The organism is Enterococcus sp. SMC-9 (assembly GCF_021011285.1).
GTDB classification, from domain to species: Bacteria; Bacillota; Bacilli; order Lactobacillales; family Enterococcaceae; genus Enterococcus_C; species Enterococcus_C montenegrensis.
In genome coordinates this window covers 171,617-190,261 of the sequence record NZ_JAILYE010000004.1, presented here as the reverse complement: position 1 = coordinate 190,261, position 18,645 = coordinate 171,617, and the positions used below count along the sequence as shown (strand labels likewise).

The window sequence follows — 18,645 nt, the reverse complement described above, 5'->3', positions numbered from 1 at the left end:
ATGATAAAAAATAAAGTATATGTTTTTTTATTGTAAGGTGGCGCAATTTTTTTGAATAGGTTTGTTCCAATTTTTAATTTCACTTCAGAAAAATTGCCAAGAATTGAAAATCGTGCTAATCTTAAATTACTAAAAACGAAATGAGGGATCCTGCATTGATTATTTAACCAATTTATTGAAGCTGCATTTAGACGAAAAACTTGGAACGACCAAGGTATTCGTGTGCAGATTTTCAGGATTGGTTCAATGACTTTGTAGGGTCTTTTTATCTGCCTTATTTGTCAATAACCCAAAGTGGGGACCGTTCCTGAAAATAGGACGGTCCTTTTTTATATTGTTGTAAAAGATAAAAATGTGACCAGTATTTATGTGTAGCAATGTCTGACTTGGAAATATACTTTCGCTAGTTAGCACGAATTAAATAAGTACATTTCCACAGTTTTTATATGAGGTGATAAGATGACCGTAATAAAAATACACGATTTGACGTTTGGTTTTGACAACCAGGGCGTTTTACTTTTTGATCATAGTAATTTGGTAATTGATGAAAGTTGGAAACTAGGGCTGATTGGTCGTAATGGGCGGGGAAAAACGACGCTTTTAAATCTACTACAGGGTAAATTTCCCTATGAAGGCCAGATTACGCATCAAATGTCGTTTACCTATTTTCCTCAGCAATTGCAAGACAAAGGGCAGCTAACCTTTTATGCGTTACAAGAATTAGTAAATTTTGAACAATGGCAACTAGAACGTGAACTAAATTTACTCGGCGTAGATCCTGAAATTTTGTGGCGCCCCTTTGTCAGTCTTTCCGGTGGGGAACAGACGAAGGTTTTACTAGCGTTATTGTTTGTGGATGAATTAAACTTCCCGTTAATTGATGAGCCGACCAATCACTTAGACGTCATGGGGCGAAGGCAAGTTGCAAAGTATTTAAAACGAAAAAAACAAGGCTTTATTGTGGTAAGCCATGATCGTCATTTTGTGGATGAAGTGGTAGATCATATTTTATCGATTGAAAAAAGTCAATTGGTTTTATATCAAGGTAATTTTTCTGTTTATGAAGAACAAAAGCAATTGCGGGATAAATATGAGTTGGAACAAAATGCTAAATTAAAAAAAGAAATTGGGCGCCTGCAACAAACCGCAGCTGAAAAAGCGGAGTGGGCCCGCTCTCGCGAAGGGGATAAGACGAAAAAATCAAAAGGATTTATTGATACAGAAAAGCGTCGCGTGAATAAAGGGGCAGTGGGAGCGGATGCGGCCCGCACTATGAAACGTTCCAAAGCAATTGTGAATCGACTAGAAGATCAAGCTGCGCAAAAAGCAGAGCTATTAAAAGACATTGAAACAGTCGATAGGCTGCAAATGAATTTTGCTCCTACGCATCATAAGTTATTGTTACAAGCAGAAGAGTTAACGTTAGTCTATGGCGATAACGCCCCACTATTTCAACCCGTTTCATTTGAATTACGTCAAGGGGAACGCCTGGCAATAAAAGGGATCAACGGTGCTGGTAAATCGTCTTTAATCCATTATTTAATGGAACATTTTACCGGTAATAGCCAAGGGATTTTGAAGCGCCCGCAAAATCTTACTATTAGCTATCTGCGTCAAAATTACGAAGATAATACCGGGACTTTAACAGAATTTGCGGAAAGTCACCACTTGAATTACGAAGACTTGTTAAATAATTTACGTAAATTGGGTGTTGAGCGAGAAGTTTTCTATAATAAAATTGAAGATATGAGCATGGGGCAGCGTAAGCGAGTAGAATTGGCGAAGTCTTTGGCAAGTCCGGCAGAATTGTTTATTTGGGATGAACCGCTAAATTATTTGGATGTCTTTAATCAAGAACAACTTGAAGCCGTTATAAAAGCCGTCCAGCCTACTATGGTGATCATTGAGCACGATGAAACATTTTTAAACAACGTCGCGACAAAATTTTTGGAATTAAAAAAGTAACTAGGAAAATTCACTAAAAATAAAAACAGCCGGTGTTTCGAAGTTCCCAGCAAAAGTTAGAGAAAAATTCTGACTTTTGAGGTACTAAACCTACCAAAAAAAGGTAGTCCGGCTGTTTTTTAGTTTGATTTAACTGAATTAAACTAAAGAAGGCGTTAAAATCGCACTACTTATCAAAAATAGGATAGATGGATTTAATTTTCCACATTACGAACATAGTCGTCAAAGTATTTAATCAAATCATTTTTCATTTTTTGATACTCTTCTTCGCTATATTCTTTTTCTTCAATTTTGCCATTAAAAAAGGGCAGGTTTAATTCTTCTTTTAAGCGATCCAAAGCTTCTTGTTGATTCATTGTATAATCTCCTATAACAAATTAAATGATTGTGTTAACAATTCATATTGCTCTTGCATTGTAGTTAGACGTTTCTTAAAACTTGGAATATCATCGTCGTCGTGGAATAAAACTTGCTTTAGCTCAAAATAAAAATCGTCAAAAGCGTTAACGAAAGCTTCAACTTCTTTAGTTTGTAATTGGACATTTTGATCACAACGGACATACGCCTTTTCAGCAATAGCATAGGCTTCAGCCGTAGTTAAAATCGCTAAATTTACATTATAACGACGACTGATTACTAAATCAAAAACGGATTGACATTTGTTTAATAAGTTTGAAAAGTCTTTTAATAATAATTCAACAGGGGTTTTAGTAAACATGGGGGATTCCTCCAATTTTCTCGACTGTTAGTCTTCAAATAAAACACAGACACATTCAGGGGCATAAACATCTTTTTGAATTAAGGTTAAGTGACCATCTTCTTGATTGCGCGTATAAAGCGTCAAATTGTCACTGTTTTGGTTGGCACAAACGACATATTTATCGCTTGGGTCAAGCGCAAAGTCCCGTGGAAATTCACCTTCAGTACTAATCGTTTGAACTTTTTCAATGGTCAAACCATCTTCTGAAATTGCAAAAACAGCAATTGAATTATGCCCACGATTGGATGCGTATAAGAAGCGACCATCTTGACTAATGCGAATTGCAGCACCACCGTTAGCACCAGTGAAATCTTTTGGTATTAAGGAGTCTTGCATAATTTCTGTAAAGCTACCATCTTGTGGATTATAGCTTAAAACAGTCATGGTACTATTTAACTCACCTAATAAATACGCGATATTTTTTGTTGGATGAAAAACTAAATGACGTGGGCCTGCGCCATCTTCGGTTTGGTAAATCGCCACTTCATCTAATTCACCTGTTTCACTGACATTATAAGTGTAAACGCGATCGGTACCAAGGTCGCAAACAACAAGGCGTTTGTCAGGGGTTAAATCTGTATAATGAACATGAGGATTATCTTGATTTTCATTACTACCCGTTGGTTCATCGTGCTTAATAATGACACCTGGTTTTAAACTGCCATCTTGTTCTACACCATAGACGCTGATTTCACCCAAATGGTAATTTGCACCATAAACTAACTGACGCTCTTCATCCACTGCCACATAGCATAATGGTGCGCCTTCTTTTGTCACGGCATTTAAAAAGTTGAAATCTTTATCGTATGCACCACAACCACCTTTGCCATCAACGGCTGTTACAGTGTATAAATTTTTTGCCTTACTTTGAGCCAAATAAGTTGGACTATTTTCTTTGGTCGCCAATTCCAAGTCTACCAATTGCTCATTTGCAGTATCTAAAGTAATGCGATAAATTCCTTGGCTGACACGTCTGGTATAAGTACCTAGTAATAAGTGATGTAACATGTTTTTCCTCCTAAATAATTATTTGCAAACTTTTTCTAAGAAAAAATTTTTCATTCAATAAGTCGTACTCTTTTCTATTCTACCACAAAGAATCCGCTTTAGAAGTCAGAGAAAAGTTTAGTTATGTTATAATGAAGGCTGTTAAAACAGTTGGATTATTTGCATGGCGTCTCTTTCATACGACTTAAAGCCAGGCTATAACTTCGATAAACAGTTGGAAAATTTGAAAGAAGAACCAATTTAAAATTAGGAGGCAACTACAAATGATAGAAGGAAAAATTACGGCAATTGGCGAACAGGCAATTGATCCAAAAGAGAAACTTTTAATCTTTTTTGATGAAAGCGCCACAGCTGGGCTAAAACCTTATGCCATTATTCAAGATGTGCCAGCAGCTTCTGAAATTACGCTAAAAGTTGGAGATGAAATCAGTTTTGGCAGCGCCAAATATACAGTCACCCATCTAGGGAATACGGCATTAAAAGGCCTGCATGAAATTCAACATGCATCTTTTGTATTTGATCAAATACCAGCAGCTGACAGCATCGTAAATGGGATATACTTAACACCTTTTGAAGTTCCCCATTTAGAAGTAGGCATGATGATTACGTATCCTTAAATGTTAGAGGTAAAGTTTTTTTAACAAAAAATGGAAAATAAACTAAAATCGCATAAAATCAAAATTTGGTGTAATGTGATTATGAGCGTATCGCCATTAAAAAAAACACTAATGACAACTAATTAAGGAGGTTACTGATGGAAAAAGAGAAGAAACGGCTGTCGTGGTTTTGGAAATGGTTTTTGAATAATCAGTTTGTGACAGCGTTGTTAATTATTTTATTAATTTTATTGATTTTAAATGCTTTTACGAAGGTTTCGTATTTATTTGAGCCAGTGGCCCAATTTGTCGGTGTCGTGGGCTTACCCATTGTTTTAGCTGGGGTCTTTTATTATTTGATGAACCCCGCGGTGGATTACTTGGAAAAAAAGGGGCTAAAACGAATTTATAGTATCATCTTATTGTTTTTATTAGTAATTGGCTTAATTACTTGGGGTGTGGTGGTTATCGTGCCCAAAATTCGCGAACAAACTGCCAGCTTTATTGATAATTTTCCCAATTATTTGGATGTTATCGACCAAAAGGCCAATGAAATTTTAAACGACCCAATGTTTGGTACCTTTAAAGATCAGTTTGATAGTTATGGTGACAAAATCACAACCTGGCTGACAGATTTCATTCGTAATATTTCTAGCTCAACTATTTCTAGCATTGGCAAAATAGTCGGGGCAGTGGCATCAACTTTGGTAGCGATTTTTACGATGCCATTTATTTTATTTTATCTTTTAAAAGATGGCCGTAATTTAGCACCTTATTTTGTTAAATTCTTGCCAAATAAAGTTCGCAAACCGACGTTAAAAGTATTAAGAGAAATGAATGATCAGGTTTCATCTTATATCAGAGGCCAATTAACAGTGGCCTTTGCGGTTTCGATTATGTTTATTATCGGCTTTTCTATTATTGGTTTGGATTATTCGGTCACATTAGGTGTTGCAGCTGGATTTTTAAATCTGATTCCTTATTTAGGTTCGTTTTTAGCAATGGTCCCAGCGGTGTTTTTAGGAATTGTTGCGGGTCCGATTATGCTGGTAAAAGTTTTGGTAGTTTTTGTTATCGAACAAACTATTGAAGGGCGTTTGATCTCGCCATTAGTATTAGGCAATGAGCTTTCGGTCCATCCGGTTACTATTTTGCTGGTATTATTAACTTCTGGTAAATTATTTGGGGTCGTGGGGGTTATTCTGGGGATTCCTGTTTACGCGGCGGCCAAAGTTTTAATTACACACCTTTTTGAGTGGTATAAAGATGTTTCCCAATATTATCACGAAGAAGACGTAGAAGAAGAGCAATAAAAAAAGGCGCTATGACAAATAACTTGTCACAGCGCTTTTTTTAAGCTGCTAATTCTTTTAGATCACGCATACCGCCAATAACATGAATGGCGTGAAAGCCATGATTTTCTAAGAAACTCGCGATGATTTCTGAGCGACGTCCGGAATAGCTAATCACATAGTAAGTCGCATTTTTATCTAAATTATTTAATTCATTAGGAAGACTAGTCGCTGGTACTGAAACAGCGTTTTGCAAATGGCTCATTTCAAAGTCTTGTAAATCGCGAATATCTAAGATGTTCAGCGCTTCGTTTTGTCGTAGCAAGTTAAAATCTTGTACGGAAATTGAAGTCATCTTTCATCCTTCTTTCTTTTTGTAAGATGTTTGTATCTTAGGATATTTCGCCATAAAATTCAACATTTTTCGCTCAAACTGATAAAATAATGAAAAGAAAATGAATGTAAACGATTTTCATACTGTTTTATTAAGGTTATATATGAATAAAAGAATCGCTAAAACAGAAAAACAGGAAATAAAATTCCTGTTTTAGCAATAACAATTGTTTTGTTTTGGCGTTTTTTGCTTAAATTTTGTCGAAATTTTGATAGAGATAACTTAAATCCGCCATTTCGTGACAGATTTTAACGCCAGTATTGGTCGTTTTTACTTTCGTACGGTGGATAACTTCATCCACTAGGCGTTTAACCGAAATAATATCGGTCCCGTTTTTCACAGCATCTGCAACCGAGGTGAAGGGTTGATGAGCGGCTAGTTGCATACCATAGCTATTGGATAATAACGTATAACCAGCAATACCGGTCGTTTTTTGATAACTTTTGGCGTAACCGCCATCGATAACAATCAATTTACTATTGGCCTTGATTGGATCTTCTCCTTTTTTTTCTTTAACAGGTGTATGCCCGTTAATAATATGGCCATGATGAGGCAAGTCGAATTCGGCTAACAGTTCTTGGCAAATTGTTTCATCATTACGTAAGCGATAGTAAGGATTTTTCTTTTCAATATGCGTTTTTTTGTCAGCAATGTAGTAGCGTTCAAAAGTTGTCATGGCTTCTTTACCAAAAAGTGAAGAACTTTCCCCGGTCCATAAATACCACAGCATATCTGTGGCAAAATCATCATGGCAACTAGGGTCTAAATAGCTTTTACGGACTTGTTCTTCGTAAAAATCGAGTAATGCTTTGCCGGCGTAATTGTGGCCATTAATTCGTAGCGATTTTAAATCGCCATTTTCATGTAACGGAATACACCCGTGGAATAGTAAATTATCGTTATAACACAAATACATAGATCCTGAAGCCAACATAAAATCCATATGGCGTTTTAGTTTTTCAGATTCTTGAATGGAAGAAAGGAGACGGGCAATTAAGGTTTCTTCTTCTTTTGTTAAGGTTAGTGGTTGTTTTTCATCCACAGTAGGGCCATTGAAATCAACCAGTGGATACACGACGTCATCAAGCGTGATGGTTTGACTGGAATAATCGATAAACGTTAGCACATTGCGTTTGTCTAATAAGAATTCCGGACGGCGCAAGATTAATTGGCCCTCCAATTTAAATTGCAAAATAGCAGTTGCTTGCTGAATTTGATTGAATAAAATTTGTTCAGCTTCAGAAAATGTGTGCATGTCTTCGGCTTTTAAATTAAAAGCCGGGGTTGGTTCGTAGTATTTTTGAGCATAGGTCGCTAAAGGGCGTAAATTGATACCATAACGCTCTTCTAAAATATCTAAGTTTCCGTAGCGAGAAGAAATCCGTAATAAATTCATCGCGGCTACTGGAGAACCCGCAACAGCTGCTAACCAGACGATATCGTGATTACCCCATTGAATATCGACAGAAGGTAAATTGCTTAAGCGTTCCATTATTTGATCAGGTTTAGGTCCCCGATCATAAATATCGCCTACTACATGAAGATGATCAACTACAAGGCGTTGTATCGTCTTACATAAGGCAGTAATCAAGGCTGGTGCTTGGTTTAATTCAATAATACGATTCACAATCGTAGTAAAATAATCGATTTTGTCCTTTTTTGTATCTACTTCAGTTAGTAATTCTTCAATAATATAGGCAAATTGCGGTGGGAGTGCTTTTCGAACCTTTGAGCGGGTATATTTGCGTCCAGCATAATTGGTAACTTGCAGAAGATAAGGAATATTTTCTTTATAATAGGCGATTAATGCTTGTGGCTTTAAAGAAGCTTTTTGTAACGCCAATTTTTCTTCTGGGTAATAAATAAGGGTGCATAAATCGGTAATCGGGACTTTGGGCATAGCTTGGAAACACTCTTTAACTTTTTCTTTGACACTACCTGAACCATTACGCAAAACATGATCAAAAGCATCAAATTCTCCGTGAAGATCGCTAACAAAGTGTTCTGTTCCCTTGGGTAATTGCACAATAGCCTCTAAATTTATCAGTTCGGTTAAGACTTGTTCTTTTTTTGGAAATTTTTCTTTAAGTAATTGGTAATACTTCTTTTCCAAATTATCACCTCCGCTATTGTAATAATATAGCAAATGATTCCTTTTATGTATAGGTAATAAATTGCTTTTAAATAAGTAATTCATACATAAAATGCTTTATTGGTATAGTTGTATATACAAAAACTTAAAGTTATCAAAGAAAATATAAAAAGCAAAATGCGTGATGTAGACATAAAAAAGTGGTGCTTACTGAAAAGTTAAGATAAGGAATCATTTTTAAATAAAGAACTTTTAAAGAACAAAGTAGACCCCCAATTACAGTTGTTTTTCCAGTATAATAAAATAAAATTGTAAAATAAAGGAGACGATTGATGAATTTATTAACGAAAAATACGTGGCAACAACATTTAGGCTATGCTTTAAAAATTGGGATCGGCAGTGCCCTGGCGATTTTACTGGCAGAATTATTAGGATTGAACTTCGCCGCTTCAGCGGGGATTATCACGCTATTGACGATTTCAACTACTAAAGTGCAAACGTGGCGTCTGTGTTTACAACGAATAGGCACTTTTTTGGTAACGGTTTTGTTAGCTTTTTTTATCCAACCCATTCACCAGTTAGAATGGATAAGTTATGGTGTCATTCTCGTACTTTTGACATTTGGTTTAAGTGCGCGTAATCTATTGCCCACATTATCGGTCAATGCTGTTGTGCTTACCCATTTATTAGCAGGAAAAGCTCTTACGCTAGCAGCGATAATCAATGAATTTTGGCTTTTGGTGATTGGTCTTTTTATTGCGATTGTCGTAAATCACTTTCAGCATTATGAAAGCCAAAAAAAATATTTGAATTACTGCCGGACAATCAGCGAAAAGAAGTTTAAAATCGTTTTTGAAAAATTAGCTGCCTATTTGGCCGACAGCGAGGTTAATAATCACGTGTGGGATGATATTATCGGCTTGGAAAAAGAGTTGCACAACTATACTCAAGTAGCTTTTGCCTACCAGCAAAATCGCTTACCGCTAACCGATGATTTTTATTTAGATTATTTTGAAATGCGGACACAGCAGTGCAATGTCTTGCATAATTTGCATTATGAAATAAAAAAATTACGCCGTATTAAGAGCGATTCTGCCGTTATTGTTGCTTTTTTAAATGAAATTGCAGCCCATTTTGGGGAGATGAGTCAACCAATTCATCAACTGCACATGATGGACCAATTGGTGCAAAAGATTGAAGATGCCAGTTTGCCGCAAACCAAAGAAGAATTTTTACGCAAAGCGCGCCTGTACCATATTTTGATGGACTTAGAAGAGTTTCTAATTTTTAAAAAGCGTTTTTTGCAAAAGCATCATCCAGAAAAAGTTGCTGCTTATGAAGCACAACTGGCAACAGATGAATAAGTGACATAGACTTGGCAGACGGCAAAATATTTTTGGCGCTTGCCAAGTCTATTTTATTTTTAGAAAAACAGTATTTTAATCACATTATTCCAATATAAAAATGACGTAATCAGTTTTTTTTATTGACAGAAATATCAGAAAATTATAATTTTTAGGTTGACGAGAAGCGCATAATCCTTTATCATTGCTAGCAATAACACAAATCCGACGATAAGATAAGTACAGATGATGCGTTTTAAAGAGAGCTTCGGTGGGTGAAAAGAAGTAAACAAGGGCATCTGGAAAATGGTCTTTGAGCAGGAAACTGTGAGTTTTGAACAAGCAGTTGACGGGAGTGCCCGTTATAGCACAGTAGTATGAACACGTACTATGATGAGGTCGGACGAATTGTTCGATGAATAAAGGTGGTAACACGAAAAGCTTACGCTCTCGTCCTTATTTTGTTTAGGCAAAATAAGGACGAGAGCTTTTTTATTTATAAGCTTTCAAAGTAAAAGCAGGAAATTAAAAAAGGAGGAAAAAAGATGAAATTGAAAAAAATAGTAACAGGGATTGTGACATTCGGGGCAGTAATAACGCTGGCAGCTTGCGGTGGTGAAAATAAAAAAGCGGCACAAAAATCTTCTGATAGTGCTACAAAAGAGGTTGTCGTTGGCGTAGCACCAGGACCTTATGGGGATATGGTGACAGATGTCATTTCACCGTTAGTTGAAAAAGATGGTTTTAAATTGACTACCAAATTATTTAATGATTATGTTCAGCCCAATAAAGCATTAGATGCGAAACAAATTGATGCAAATTTGTTCCAACACACCGCCTATTTAGAAAAATTTTCTGCTGATAATAATTTGGATCTAACTGCGATTGGGACTGTTCCCACGTTAGGGATGGGGATTTATTCTAAAAAATTAAAAAACTTAGCTGCAATCAAAGAAGGTGCCACTGTAGCGATTGCGAGTGATGCTTCTAACTTGGCCCGGACCTTACAATTACTTTCAGCTAATAATTTAATCACAATTAAAGGTGATGTGGATGAAACAAAAGCAACAGTAGACGATATTGATAAGAATCCTAAAAATTTGGAATTTAAGACACTTGACGCAGCACAATTGGCGCGGTCAATTGATACTGTTGATTTAGCATTAGTACCCGGCAACTTCGCCTGGGCAGCAAAACTAGATCCGGCCGATGCCTTGGCTTTGGAAAAATTAAAAGAAGAATATAAAAATGTATTTGTGGTACGCACTGCAGATAAAGATACTAAGTTAGCCAAGGTCATTCAAGCAGCCCTTGTTAGTCAAGACTTTAAAGATGCCATTGCAAAATCAGATTTTAAAGACTTTGATAAACCGGCTGATTGGCAATAAATCGGTTTTTAGAAAGGACAGTTTTGGGATGGATAAAATCGTTTTAGAACATGTGACAGTCAATTTTACCCAGAAAAAAAAGACTTTTGCTGCTGTCAAAGATGTTAGTTTAACAATCAAGCAAGGTGAGATTTTTGGGGTCGTAGGACTTAGTGGTGCAGGGAAAAGTACGTTAATCCGCACGCTAAACCTCTTACAAAGACCTAGTTTAGGCAGTATTAAAATTGATGGGACAGAAATTACGCAATTGCCGACAGATCAAATACGCAAGCTCCGTCAAAAAATCGGGATGATCTTTCAACATTTCAATTTGATTAATAATAAAACCGTGGCAGAAAATATTACTTTTGCGCTAAAAGCAGGTAATTGTGATAAGGATCTTTTGCCGATACGGGTAAAAGAATTGCTGGCTTTAGTTGATTTAAGCGATAAAATGGATAGCTACCCCAATCAATTGTCTGGTGGTCAAAAGCAACGAATTGGTATCGCCCGAGCACTAGCGAATAATCCAGAAATTTTATTGTGTGATGAGGCAACGAGTGCGTTAGATGTAGAGACAACAGAGGAAATTTTGCGAATTTTAGCTGAAATCAATCAGAAATTAGGAATTACCATTGTTTTTATTACCCACGAATTGGAAGTGGCTAAAAAACTCTTTCATCGCATGGCAGTGATGGAAGCAGGAAAAGTGGTGGAGATGGCTTCCACCTACGATATCTTTGCAAATCCCAAGGCGCTTATTACGCAAAAATTAGTGGGGCGTTATTTGAACCTACATTTACCTCAAGAGCTGCTACCGGATTTAGCCCAAGGACGCTTAATTGAATTGCGGTATCAAGGGGATAATACGCTGGCTCCTTTAATTACAGATGTTGCCAAACAATTTGATGTAGCTATTTCAATTATCCATGGAAAAATTGAATACATTCAAAATGATGTAATTGGTATTTTGCTGGTCTATTTAACCGGAGAAAAAGAAAATTTGGAAAAGGCAGTCTTGCAATTAGCAGAAAAAGTATTTGCCACAAAAGAAATTAAGGAGGAAAGCAAATGGCAGAAACCGTAGAAATTTTACAACAGCATTTGCCTAAAGCTTTGGCAGACACCTTTTATATGGTGGCTGTCGCGACAATTATCGGTGTTATAGTTGGCGGATTAATTGGTTTACTGTTGTTTTTAGCTAGCAATGTTTTATTTCATCAAAATATCCTCCTCCACAAGACAGTAGGTTTTATCGTTAATGCGATTCGATCATTACCGTTTCTCATTTTACTGGTAACCCTGATTCCTTTTTTGGCTGCCATTTTAGGAGACCCTTATACGCCAACGGGAGCTGCAATTTCGCTATCTATTGCAGCAATTCCTTTTTTTGCTCGAGTGGCAGAAGGGGCCTTTGCAGAAGTTGATCCGGGAATTTTAGAAGCCAGTGTTGCCCAGGGTGCAACAACCAAACAAATTATTTTAGGTGTGATTATTCCTGAGAGCTTACCGGGCTTAATTCGCGGCCTTGTATTAACAGTTATTAGCTTGTTGGGATATTCTGCGATGGTGGGAACAATTGGTGCTGGTGGAATTGGCGATTTGGCAATTCAATATGGGTATTATCGTTATGAAACATTGGTTTTAGTGGTGATTATTTTACTATTAGTGGTAGTGGTGCAACTTATTCAGTGGGGTGGCGACCGATTGGCGCAACATTTTACCCGTTAAGATTTAAGGAGTGATAAAGTTAGGGGGTGAGGCAAGTGTACAAAAAAGTACCAGTAGCATATTTACAAAATAAGGTGACTGGTGAAATAGGAAATGCAGCTGGAATCTTTTATCCAACCAATACAGCAGAAGTTGTAGCTTGTATAAAAGACGCAGCCAGTAAACAGCAAAAAATTATTACGGTCGGGGGCTATACCGGACTCACGGGGGCAACTTTTGCCAAGCAAGAGGAATTTTTGCTGTGTTTAAAAGAGATGCAGCAAATTATAAAACTAGATGAGCAAACATTAACTTTAACCGTCGAGGCGGGAGTAACGCTACAGGCAATTCAAGATTATTTAGCACCTACACCGTATTTTTACGCGCCAGATCCTGGTTCTAAAGCGGCTACAATTGGTGGCACGGCAGCCACAAATGCTGGTGGAATGCGCGCACTTAAGTATGGGGTAACAAGAGATAATATCCGGGGGATGGAAGTGGTATTAGCCGATGGCAGTATTGTCTTTGTTGGTGGTTTAAATAATAAAGATAGTTCAGGTTATGATTTAAAAGACTTATTTATCGGTTCAGAAGGAACACTAGGTGTCATCACCCAATTACAGCTGAAGTTGCGCGTAAAGCCTGCAACTTCCCGTAGTTTATTAATTGGATTTAATAATTTAACAGACTTGGCGCCAGTTGTTTATCAAATTTTAGCTTCAACAATTACTCCGGCTGCGTTGGAATTTTTTGAAAAAAGTGGCTTAAAATACGCTGCTGATTTTTTGAAACTTCCGATGCCAACTATGACCGGCACAGCTTTTTTATTATTAACAGTAGATGGTAGCAACGCAGAATGTCTAAATCAAATTGAAAGCTTAAAAAAATTGCTAGAAGAAGCTGATATTACGACTTTTAAAATTTTTACAACCCAAGAAGCTAATCTGATTTGGCAACTGCGAGGCGCAATTGTTTCTGGGGTAGAAGAAAGTAGCCAACAAGAACCATTAGACATTGTAGTACCGATTAATCAGATTACCGATACGATTGTCTATATGAAAAAATTGACAGAGACATTGGGGCTAGACGGTGTGTTTTTTGGCCATGCTGGTGATGGGAATATACACGCATGTATTATGCGACAAAATTTGGCAGATACACTTTGGCAAGAGCAGTTAGCAACTTTTTTGAATCAGCTTTATGAAAAGATTGCTGCTATAGGTGGCTTACCTTCTGCTGAGCATGGGATTGGTTTGTTAAAGAAAAAATACTTTATGAAAAATCTCCCGTCTGAAAAATTAGGCTTAATGCGACAGCTTAAAACAGCTCTAGATCCCAATGCTATACTAAACCCCAATAAGATATTTGACTAAAATAAAAAGCATAGTTTAATTCATAAGTCTAAATTTATTAAAAGTTATTTTCTAAACTTTTGGTAAATTTAGACTTTTTAGCTTTGTCGCAAGTATATCCATCTCCGGCTTCACAATCTAGCTCGTAATACCAAATTTAGGCTGTTTTTGTTTGTTTTATACAAAATGCGAATATTTTTTGTGTTTTTTAAGCAAAAATAAAAATAATTCTTGTGGTTAATTGTATATTTATGTATATTAATACATAAAACTTAAAGTTGGTGGTTATATGTCGTATCTTTTTTCAAATTATCAAAGAAAACCGTATGAAATTATGTCGGGAAATGGCTGTTACTTAACAGACCATACGGGGAAAGAATATTTGGATTTTACTAGCGGTATTGGTGTTTGTAATTTGGGGTATGGGAATAAAAAATTAAATAGTGCATTAAAAAAGCAAGCAGAAAAGTTGTGGCATACGCCAAATCTCTATCAAAATTCTTTGCAAGAAGAAGTTGCGGAAAAATTGTGCCAGCGCTTTGATTATTTAGCTTATTTTTGTAATAGTGGCGCAGAAGCCAACGAAGCGGCAATTAAATTAGCCCGAAAAAAAACGGGAAAAACGCAGATTATAACTTTTTGGCAGTCTTTTCACGGACGAACATATGGTGCGCTGTCTGCCACCGGTCAAAAAAGCATTCAGGCAGGTTTTCACCCGCTAGTACCAGATTTTGTACATCTCCCCTTTAACGAACTGGCACCTTTACAAAAGGCGATAACGAAAAAGACCGCAGCAGTAATGCTAGAAGTAGTTCAAGGAGAAGGCGGTGTACTTCCGGCAGATAAAGAGTGGTTACAAGCAGTAGCAAAGTTATGTCGTGAGAATGATTGTCTTTTAATTGTCGATGAAGTTCAAACCGGAATTGGTCGCTGTGGTAGCTTATTTGCTTTTGAAGACTATGCCATTTATCCAGATATTGTAACTTTAGCAAAAGGCTTAGGAAATGGATTTCCAGTTGGAGCGATGTTAGCCAAAAAGGAACTAGGTGCATCTTTTCTTCCGGGTAGTCACGGATCGACGTTTGGTGGCAATAAAATGGCGATGGTAGCCGCAAAGACGGTATTAACTGAATTAACTGATCAAAATATTTATGAGAATGTAAAAATGCGTAGTGAAGAATTGATGACAGGATTAAAAAAACTCAATGCGCCTTTCATTAAGTCGATTCGTGGCAAAGGTTTAATGATTGGTATTGTTTTACAGGAAGAAACAAATGTAACAAACCTTATGCTAGCGCTAGAGACAGCAGGAATGTTGACTTTACGGGCGGGGGAAAATATTTTACGCCTTTTGCCACCACTGATTATTACGAGCACAGAAATTATCCACGGGTTGCATATTTTTGAGAAAGCTTTTTCAAAACTTAGTTTACAAGAATAGGTGATTAATCAGCGCATTCAATGTTTTAGGGCAAAAAAATAATTTCAATGTTTTGTATAAAAATATAAAAAAATATCGAAAAAATTAATAAAAAAACATTGACGTGAAAAAAGCTTATGTTTATAATCAGATTAATTTAATAACTTGTGTTTTATTGCTTATAAATTAGAAGGTGAGGTGACAAGATGATGAAAGCTGCAATAATCGGGGTAACTGGCTATACTGGGCTTGAATTAGTACGATTGATTTGCAAGCATCCCGTTTTGGAGCTGGGAACTTTACACAGCCACGGGCAACATACAAAAAATAGTGCCGAACTTTATCCCCATCTAAACGATTTAGTAGAAAAGACAATTATTGGGTACACACCAGAACAGGTGATGGCAGAAAATGACATTGTTTTTTTTGCAACACCGGCTGGCGTAACCAAAGAAGAAGCGGCGCCTTTTGTAGCTGCCAATTTTCCAGTGATTGATCTATCTGGGGACTTGCGATTAAAAGATGGCGCTACTTATCAAAAATGGTATAAAAAAACGCCAGCTGATGCCAAACTATTAAAAAAGGCACAGTACTGCTTACCAGAGTTAATGGATAAAAAACCGGGAAATTTAATCTCCAACCCAGGTTGTTATGCAACGGCGGCCATTTTAACTGCGATGCCATTAGTAAAAGCAAATCTTATTGAAGCTACTCCGCTAATTTTTGACGGGAAATCCGGCTTAACAGGAGCTGGTAAAACGTTGTCTGACAGTAGTCATTTTGTTACATGCGCCGAAAATATGACGATGTATAAATTAAATGAACATCAGCATATTCCAGAGATTATTAGCGTGCTCCAACAATTTGATAAATCTTTAACCAATATTCACTTTACGACGAGTCTCATCCCAGTTAAACGGGGGATTATGATGACCCTTTATGCCCAAATAAAAAAAGGTGTGACGGAAAATGAAATTTATGCTGCCTATACTGCAAGTTATAACCACCGTGCTTTCGTCCGAATGCAGCCACTTGGCCAGCTACCACAGCTGCGACAAGTGGTGGGCACCAATTTTTGTGATATCGGGTTGGATTTGAATTCACAGACCGGTATTTTGACCGTGGTGGGTGTCATTGACAATTTAGTCAAAGGAGCCAGTGGTCAAGCATTGCAAAACTTCAATTTGTGGGCGCAATTAGACGAAGACACGGGGCTTAGGGATGTGCCCATGTTTCCTTAAAGGAGAAAAAAGATATGCAAAAAATTAATGGAACAATCGCCACACCCAAAGGTTTTGCAGCAGATGGGAATCACTGTGGCCTAAAATATAAAAATCATGATATTGCTTGGCTATACTCGATGACACCAGCACAAGCGGCTGGCGTTTTTACTACGAATCAGGTTAAAGCAGCTAGCGTTACTTATACCAAAGAAATTTTACTAGCTGGAAAATTGCAGGCTGTTGTAGTAAATTCAGGCAATGCAAATGCTTGTACCGGCGATGAAGGATTAAAAAATACGAAAGCAATGGCTGCGGTAACGGCAAAAAAATTACAGATTGCACCAGATTTGGTCGCCGTCGCCTCAACGGGAATAATCGGAAAACCCCTACCAATGGAAAAGGTAACTGCAGGTATTGAAAGTTTACAAAAACAGGGGATAGCTGATAATTTCGCCAAAGCAATTTTAACCACAGATACCTTTACAAAAAATGTGGTTTATCAAACTGAAATAGATGGTCATTGCATTACCATGGCTGCCTGTGGCAAGGGCTCAGGAATGATTCATCCGAATATGGCCACAATGTTAGGCTTTATAACTTGTGATGCCAATATTTCGAGTTTGACGCTACAGCAATTACTTTCAGAATTGACGGAGGTAACTTTTAATCAGATTACAGTCGATGGTGATACGTCAACAAATGATATGGTATTACTACTGGCAAACGGCGCTGCTGGTGGCCACGAAATTAAAACCAAAACGTTAGCCTATCAAAAGCTAAAAGAACTTTTAAAAACAGTGATGGAAGATTTGGCAAAAATGATTGCCAAAGATGGCGAAGGAGCAACGAAATTAATTGAAGTAACTACAAGTGGAGCCTGCGATGATTTGATAGCTCGCATGATTAGTAAGTCAGTAGTTGGTTCTCCATTAGTTAAAACAGCAATTTTTGGTAAAGATCCTAATTGGGGCCGCATTTTATGTGCTATTGGGTATAGCGGAAGTCCAATTAATCCTGAGGAGGTTACAATTATTTTAGGGGATCAAATAGTTTATGCCAATGGACTGCCGACGGTTTTTGATATGCAAAAAATGACAGCAGCACTGGCTGAAGATGTCATTAAAATTTTTGTTACTTTACAACAAGGCAATGGTCAAGGAAAAGCCTGGGGATGCGATTTGACCTACGATTATGTCAAAATTAACGCATTGTATCACACCTGATGATTTTAAAATCAAGTTTTCGGTAGATTTCAAAATTTAAGGAGTGAGAAAAGATGGAAAATAATGACGTGATCGTAGTAAAGATGGGCGGTATCGCCTCTGACAATTTGGATAAAGCTTTTTTTAGTCAACTAAAACAATGGCAGGCAGAAAATAAAAAGATTGTCATTGTTCATGGTGGCGGTCACTATATTTCTAAAATGATGACATTAATGAATTTAAAAGTTGAGGTCAAAGAGGGCTTGCGTATTACCAGTAAAAAAACACTAGAAATTACCCGGATGGTGCTGTTGGGTCAAGTCCAACCGTTGATTACCACTTCATTACAAAAGGCTGGTTTACAACCAGTCGGGTTAAATGCCGGCTGTAATCAATTGATTCAAGGCGATTTTATTAATCGCAAAAAATTGGGTTACGTTGGTGAAGTAACCCAAATTTCAAATGCATTATTGGAAACCTTGTTTCATACGGATCAAATCCCTGTTATTGCGCCATTAGGCATCACGCCACAAGGACAGTGGCTTAATATTAATGCCGATGAAGTAGCTTGTCAGGTTGCAGCAAGTTTGCAGGCAAAAAAATTGTTTTTACTAACCGATGTACCAGGAATTAAAAAAGATGATGTGTGGTTAGATGAAGTTTGTTTTGAGCAATTGGAACAATTTGTGACACAAAAAATTGTTACTGGAGGAATGGTCCCCAAAATCACTAGTGCTAAAAAGGCACTAGTAGCCGGTGTGCAATCGGTATGCATTAATAACACCATTACAAATTCTGGGACTACTATTTTAGCAAAAGTACCGGTACTGGCGACAAATTAAAATACTAGCTTCAAAAAAATCTGCCGCAAAAAAGCGGGCAGGTTTTTTCTTTTTAAAAGTTTAAATCCAAGTTGCGGTA

At 37.1% G+C, this 18,645-nt stretch carries 17 protein-coding genes and 1 other annotated feature; of the genes, 12 read left to right on the top strand and 5 right to left on the bottom strand.

Annotated features, from left to right (window positions below; all coding sequences use genetic code 11):
• The first annotated feature begins 459 nt into the window (after window positions 1-459).
• Window positions 460-1,965 carry a ribosomal protection-like ABC-F family protein gene (gene abc-f, locus K4422_RS07470; protein ID WP_230710247.1) on the top strand — a complete coding sequence of 502 codons (1,506 nt, stop codon included), beginning with the start codon at window positions 460-462 and terminating at the stop codon, window positions 1,963-1,965.
• A gap of 194 nt (window positions 1,966-2,159) precedes the next feature.
• On the opposite strand, the gene K4422_RS07465 is transcribed toward abc-f, so the two are convergent.
• Genes K4422_RS07465 through K4422_RS07455 form a run of 3 tightly spaced genes read right to left on the bottom strand, consistent with a single transcriptional unit; the run spans window position 2,160 to window position 3,733 of the window.
• Window positions 2,160-2,321, bottom strand: a complete 162-nt coding sequence (locus K4422_RS07465) for a hypothetical protein (RefSeq protein WP_206902281.1) — start codon at window positions 2,319-2,321, stop codon at window positions 2,160-2,162.
• A gap of 11 nt (window positions 2,322-2,332) precedes the next feature.
• Window positions 2,333-2,683: a hypothetical protein gene (locus tag K4422_RS07460; RefSeq protein ID WP_206902282.1), complete on the bottom strand. Its 351-nt coding sequence runs from the start codon at window positions 2,681-2,683 to the stop codon at window positions 2,333-2,335.
• A gap of 27 nt (window positions 2,684-2,710) precedes the next feature.
• Window positions 2,711-3,733, bottom strand: a complete 1,023-nt coding sequence (locus K4422_RS07455) for a lactonase family protein (RefSeq protein WP_230710246.1) — start codon at window positions 3,731-3,733, stop codon at window positions 2,711-2,713.
• 263 nt (window positions 3,734-3,996) lie between these two features.
• Between K4422_RS07455 and K4422_RS07450 the strand changes: the two genes are divergently transcribed.
• Both K4422_RS07450 and K4422_RS07445 read left to right on the top strand, forming a co-directional pair.
• The gene (locus K4422_RS07450; RefSeq protein WP_206902284.1) at window positions 3,997-4,350 is read left to right on the top strand and encodes a PTS glucitol/sorbitol transporter subunit IIA; all 354 of its coding nucleotides are present in this window, start codon (window positions 3,997-3,999) and stop codon (window positions 4,348-4,350) included.
• 134 nt (window positions 4,351-4,484) lie between these two features.
• Window positions 4,485-5,642: an AI-2E family transporter gene (locus K4422_RS07445; protein ID WP_277988631.1), complete on the top strand. Its 1,158-nt coding sequence runs from the start codon at window positions 4,485-4,487 to the stop codon at window positions 5,640-5,642.
• 40 nt (window positions 5,643-5,682) lie between these two features.
• On the opposite strand, the gene K4422_RS07440 is transcribed toward K4422_RS07445, so the two are convergent.
• Both K4422_RS07440 and K4422_RS07435 read right to left on the bottom strand, forming a co-directional pair.
• Window positions 5,683-5,976: a rhodanese-like domain-containing protein gene (locus tag K4422_RS07440; protein WP_230710244.1), complete on the bottom strand. Its 294-nt coding sequence runs from the start codon at window positions 5,974-5,976 to the stop codon at window positions 5,683-5,685.
• A gap of 229 nt (window positions 5,977-6,205) precedes the next feature.
• Entirely contained in the window at window positions 6,206-8,128 is a 1,923-nt protein-coding gene (locus K4422_RS07435; protein ID WP_206902287.1) for a fructose-1,6-bisphosphatase, read from the bottom strand.
• A 311-nt stretch (window positions 8,129-8,439) separates the two neighbouring features.
• Between K4422_RS07435 and K4422_RS07430 the strand changes: the two genes are divergently transcribed.
• The 9 genes from K4422_RS07430 to argB all read left to right on the top strand — a co-directional run bounded on the left by K4422_RS07430 (window position 8,440) and on the right by argB (window position 18,566).
• The gene (locus K4422_RS07430) at window positions 8,440-9,471 is read left to right on the top strand and encodes an aromatic acid exporter family protein (RefSeq protein WP_230710242.1); all 1,032 of its coding nucleotides are present in this window, start codon (window positions 8,440-8,442) and stop codon (window positions 9,469-9,471) included.
• 198 nt (window positions 9,472-9,669) lie between these two features.
• Window positions 9,670-9,911: a binding site (T-box leader), on the top strand.
• Window positions 9,912-9,995: 84 nt separating this feature from the next.
• The gene (locus K4422_RS07425) at window positions 9,996-10,838 is read left to right on the top strand and encodes a MetQ/NlpA family ABC transporter substrate-binding protein (RefSeq protein WP_230710240.1); all 843 of its coding nucleotides are present in this window, start codon (window positions 9,996-9,998) and stop codon (window positions 10,836-10,838) included.
• A 28-nt stretch (window positions 10,839-10,866) separates the two neighbouring features.
• The gene (locus K4422_RS07420; RefSeq protein ID WP_230710234.1) at window positions 10,867-11,904 is read left to right on the top strand and encodes a methionine ABC transporter ATP-binding protein; all 1,038 of its coding nucleotides are present in this window, start codon (window positions 10,867-10,869) and stop codon (window positions 11,902-11,904) included.
• Window positions 11,889-12,548, top strand: a complete 660-nt coding sequence (locus K4422_RS07415) for a methionine ABC transporter permease (protein WP_230710232.1) — start codon at window positions 11,889-11,891, stop codon at window positions 12,546-12,548. Before K4422_RS07420 ends, K4422_RS07415 begins: the two co-directional genes overlap by 16 nt.
• 35 nt (window positions 12,549-12,583) lie before the next feature.
• Window positions 12,584-13,900 (top strand): FAD-binding oxidoreductase, encoded by a 1,317-nt coding sequence (locus K4422_RS07410; RefSeq protein WP_230710230.1) that lies wholly within the window; start codon window positions 12,584-12,586, stop codon window positions 13,898-13,900.
• Window positions 13,901-14,168: 268 nt separating this feature from the next.
• Window positions 14,169-15,320, top strand: coding sequence for an acetylornithine transaminase (locus tag K4422_RS07405; RefSeq protein ID WP_230710224.1), 1,152 nt, complete (start codon window positions 14,169-14,171; stop codon window positions 15,318-15,320).
• Between the two features lie 188 nt (window positions 15,321-15,508).
• Complete coding sequence (gene argC, locus K4422_RS07400) at window positions 15,509-16,540, top strand: N-acetyl-gamma-glutamyl-phosphate reductase (RefSeq protein ID WP_230710222.1); 1,032 nt, start codon at window positions 15,509-15,511, stop codon at window positions 16,538-16,540.
• A gap of 14 nt (window positions 16,541-16,554) precedes the next feature.
• Window positions 16,555-17,745, top strand: coding sequence for a bifunctional glutamate N-acetyltransferase/amino-acid acetyltransferase ArgJ (gene argJ, locus K4422_RS07395; RefSeq protein WP_230710220.1), 1,191 nt, complete (start codon window positions 16,555-16,557; stop codon window positions 17,743-17,745).
• A 53-nt stretch (window positions 17,746-17,798) separates the two neighbouring features.
• Window positions 17,799-18,566: an acetylglutamate kinase gene (gene argB, locus K4422_RS07390; protein ID WP_230710218.1), complete on the top strand. Its 768-nt coding sequence runs from the start codon at window positions 17,799-17,801 to the stop codon at window positions 18,564-18,566.
• The last annotated feature ends 79 nt before the right edge of the window (window positions 18,567-18,645 follow it).

Coding starts and splice junctions, on each gene's coding strand:
- abc-f (WP_230710247.1), top strand. CDS start 460: ATGACCGTAATAAAAATACACGATTTGACGTTTGGTTTTGACAACCAG.
- K4422_RS07465 (WP_206902281.1), bottom strand. CDS start 2,321: ATGAATCAACAAGAAGCTTTGGATCGCTTAAAAGAAGAATTAAACCTG.
- K4422_RS07460 (WP_206902282.1), bottom strand. CDS start 2,683: ATGTTTACTAAAACCCCTGTTGAATTATTATTAAAAGACTTTTCAAAC.
- K4422_RS07455 (WP_230710246.1), bottom strand. CDS start 3,733: ATGTTACATCACTTATTACTAGGTACTTATACCAGACGTGTCAGCCAA.
- K4422_RS07450 (WP_206902284.1), top strand. CDS start 3,997: ATGATAGAAGGAAAAATTACGGCAATTGGCGAACAGGCAATTGATCCA.
- K4422_RS07440 (WP_230710244.1), bottom strand. CDS start 5,976: ATGACTTCAATTTCCGTACAAGATTTTAACTTGCTACGACAAAACGAA.
- K4422_RS07430 (WP_230710242.1), top strand. CDS start 8,440: ATGAATTTATTAACGAAAAATACGTGGCAACAACATTTAGGCTATGCT.
- K4422_RS07425 (WP_230710240.1), top strand. CDS start 9,996: ATGAAATTGAAAAAAATAGTAACAGGGATTGTGACATTCGGGGCAGTA.
- K4422_RS07420 (WP_230710234.1), top strand. CDS start 10,867: ATGGATAAAATCGTTTTAGAACATGTGACAGTCAATTTTACCCAGAAA.
- K4422_RS07415 (WP_230710232.1), top strand. CDS start 11,889: ATGGCAGAAACCGTAGAAATTTTACAACAGCATTTGCCTAAAGCTTTG.
- K4422_RS07405 (WP_230710224.1), top strand. CDS start 14,169: ATGTCGTATCTTTTTTCAAATTATCAAAGAAAACCGTATGAAATTATG.
- argC (WP_230710222.1), top strand. CDS start 15,509: ATGAAAGCTGCAATAATCGGGGTAACTGGCTATACTGGGCTTGAATTA.
- argJ (WP_230710220.1), top strand. CDS start 16,555: ATGCAAAAAATTAATGGAACAATCGCCACACCCAAAGGTTTTGCAGCA.
- argB (WP_230710218.1), top strand. CDS start 17,799: ATGGAAAATAATGACGTGATCGTAGTAAAGATGGGCGGTATCGCCTCT.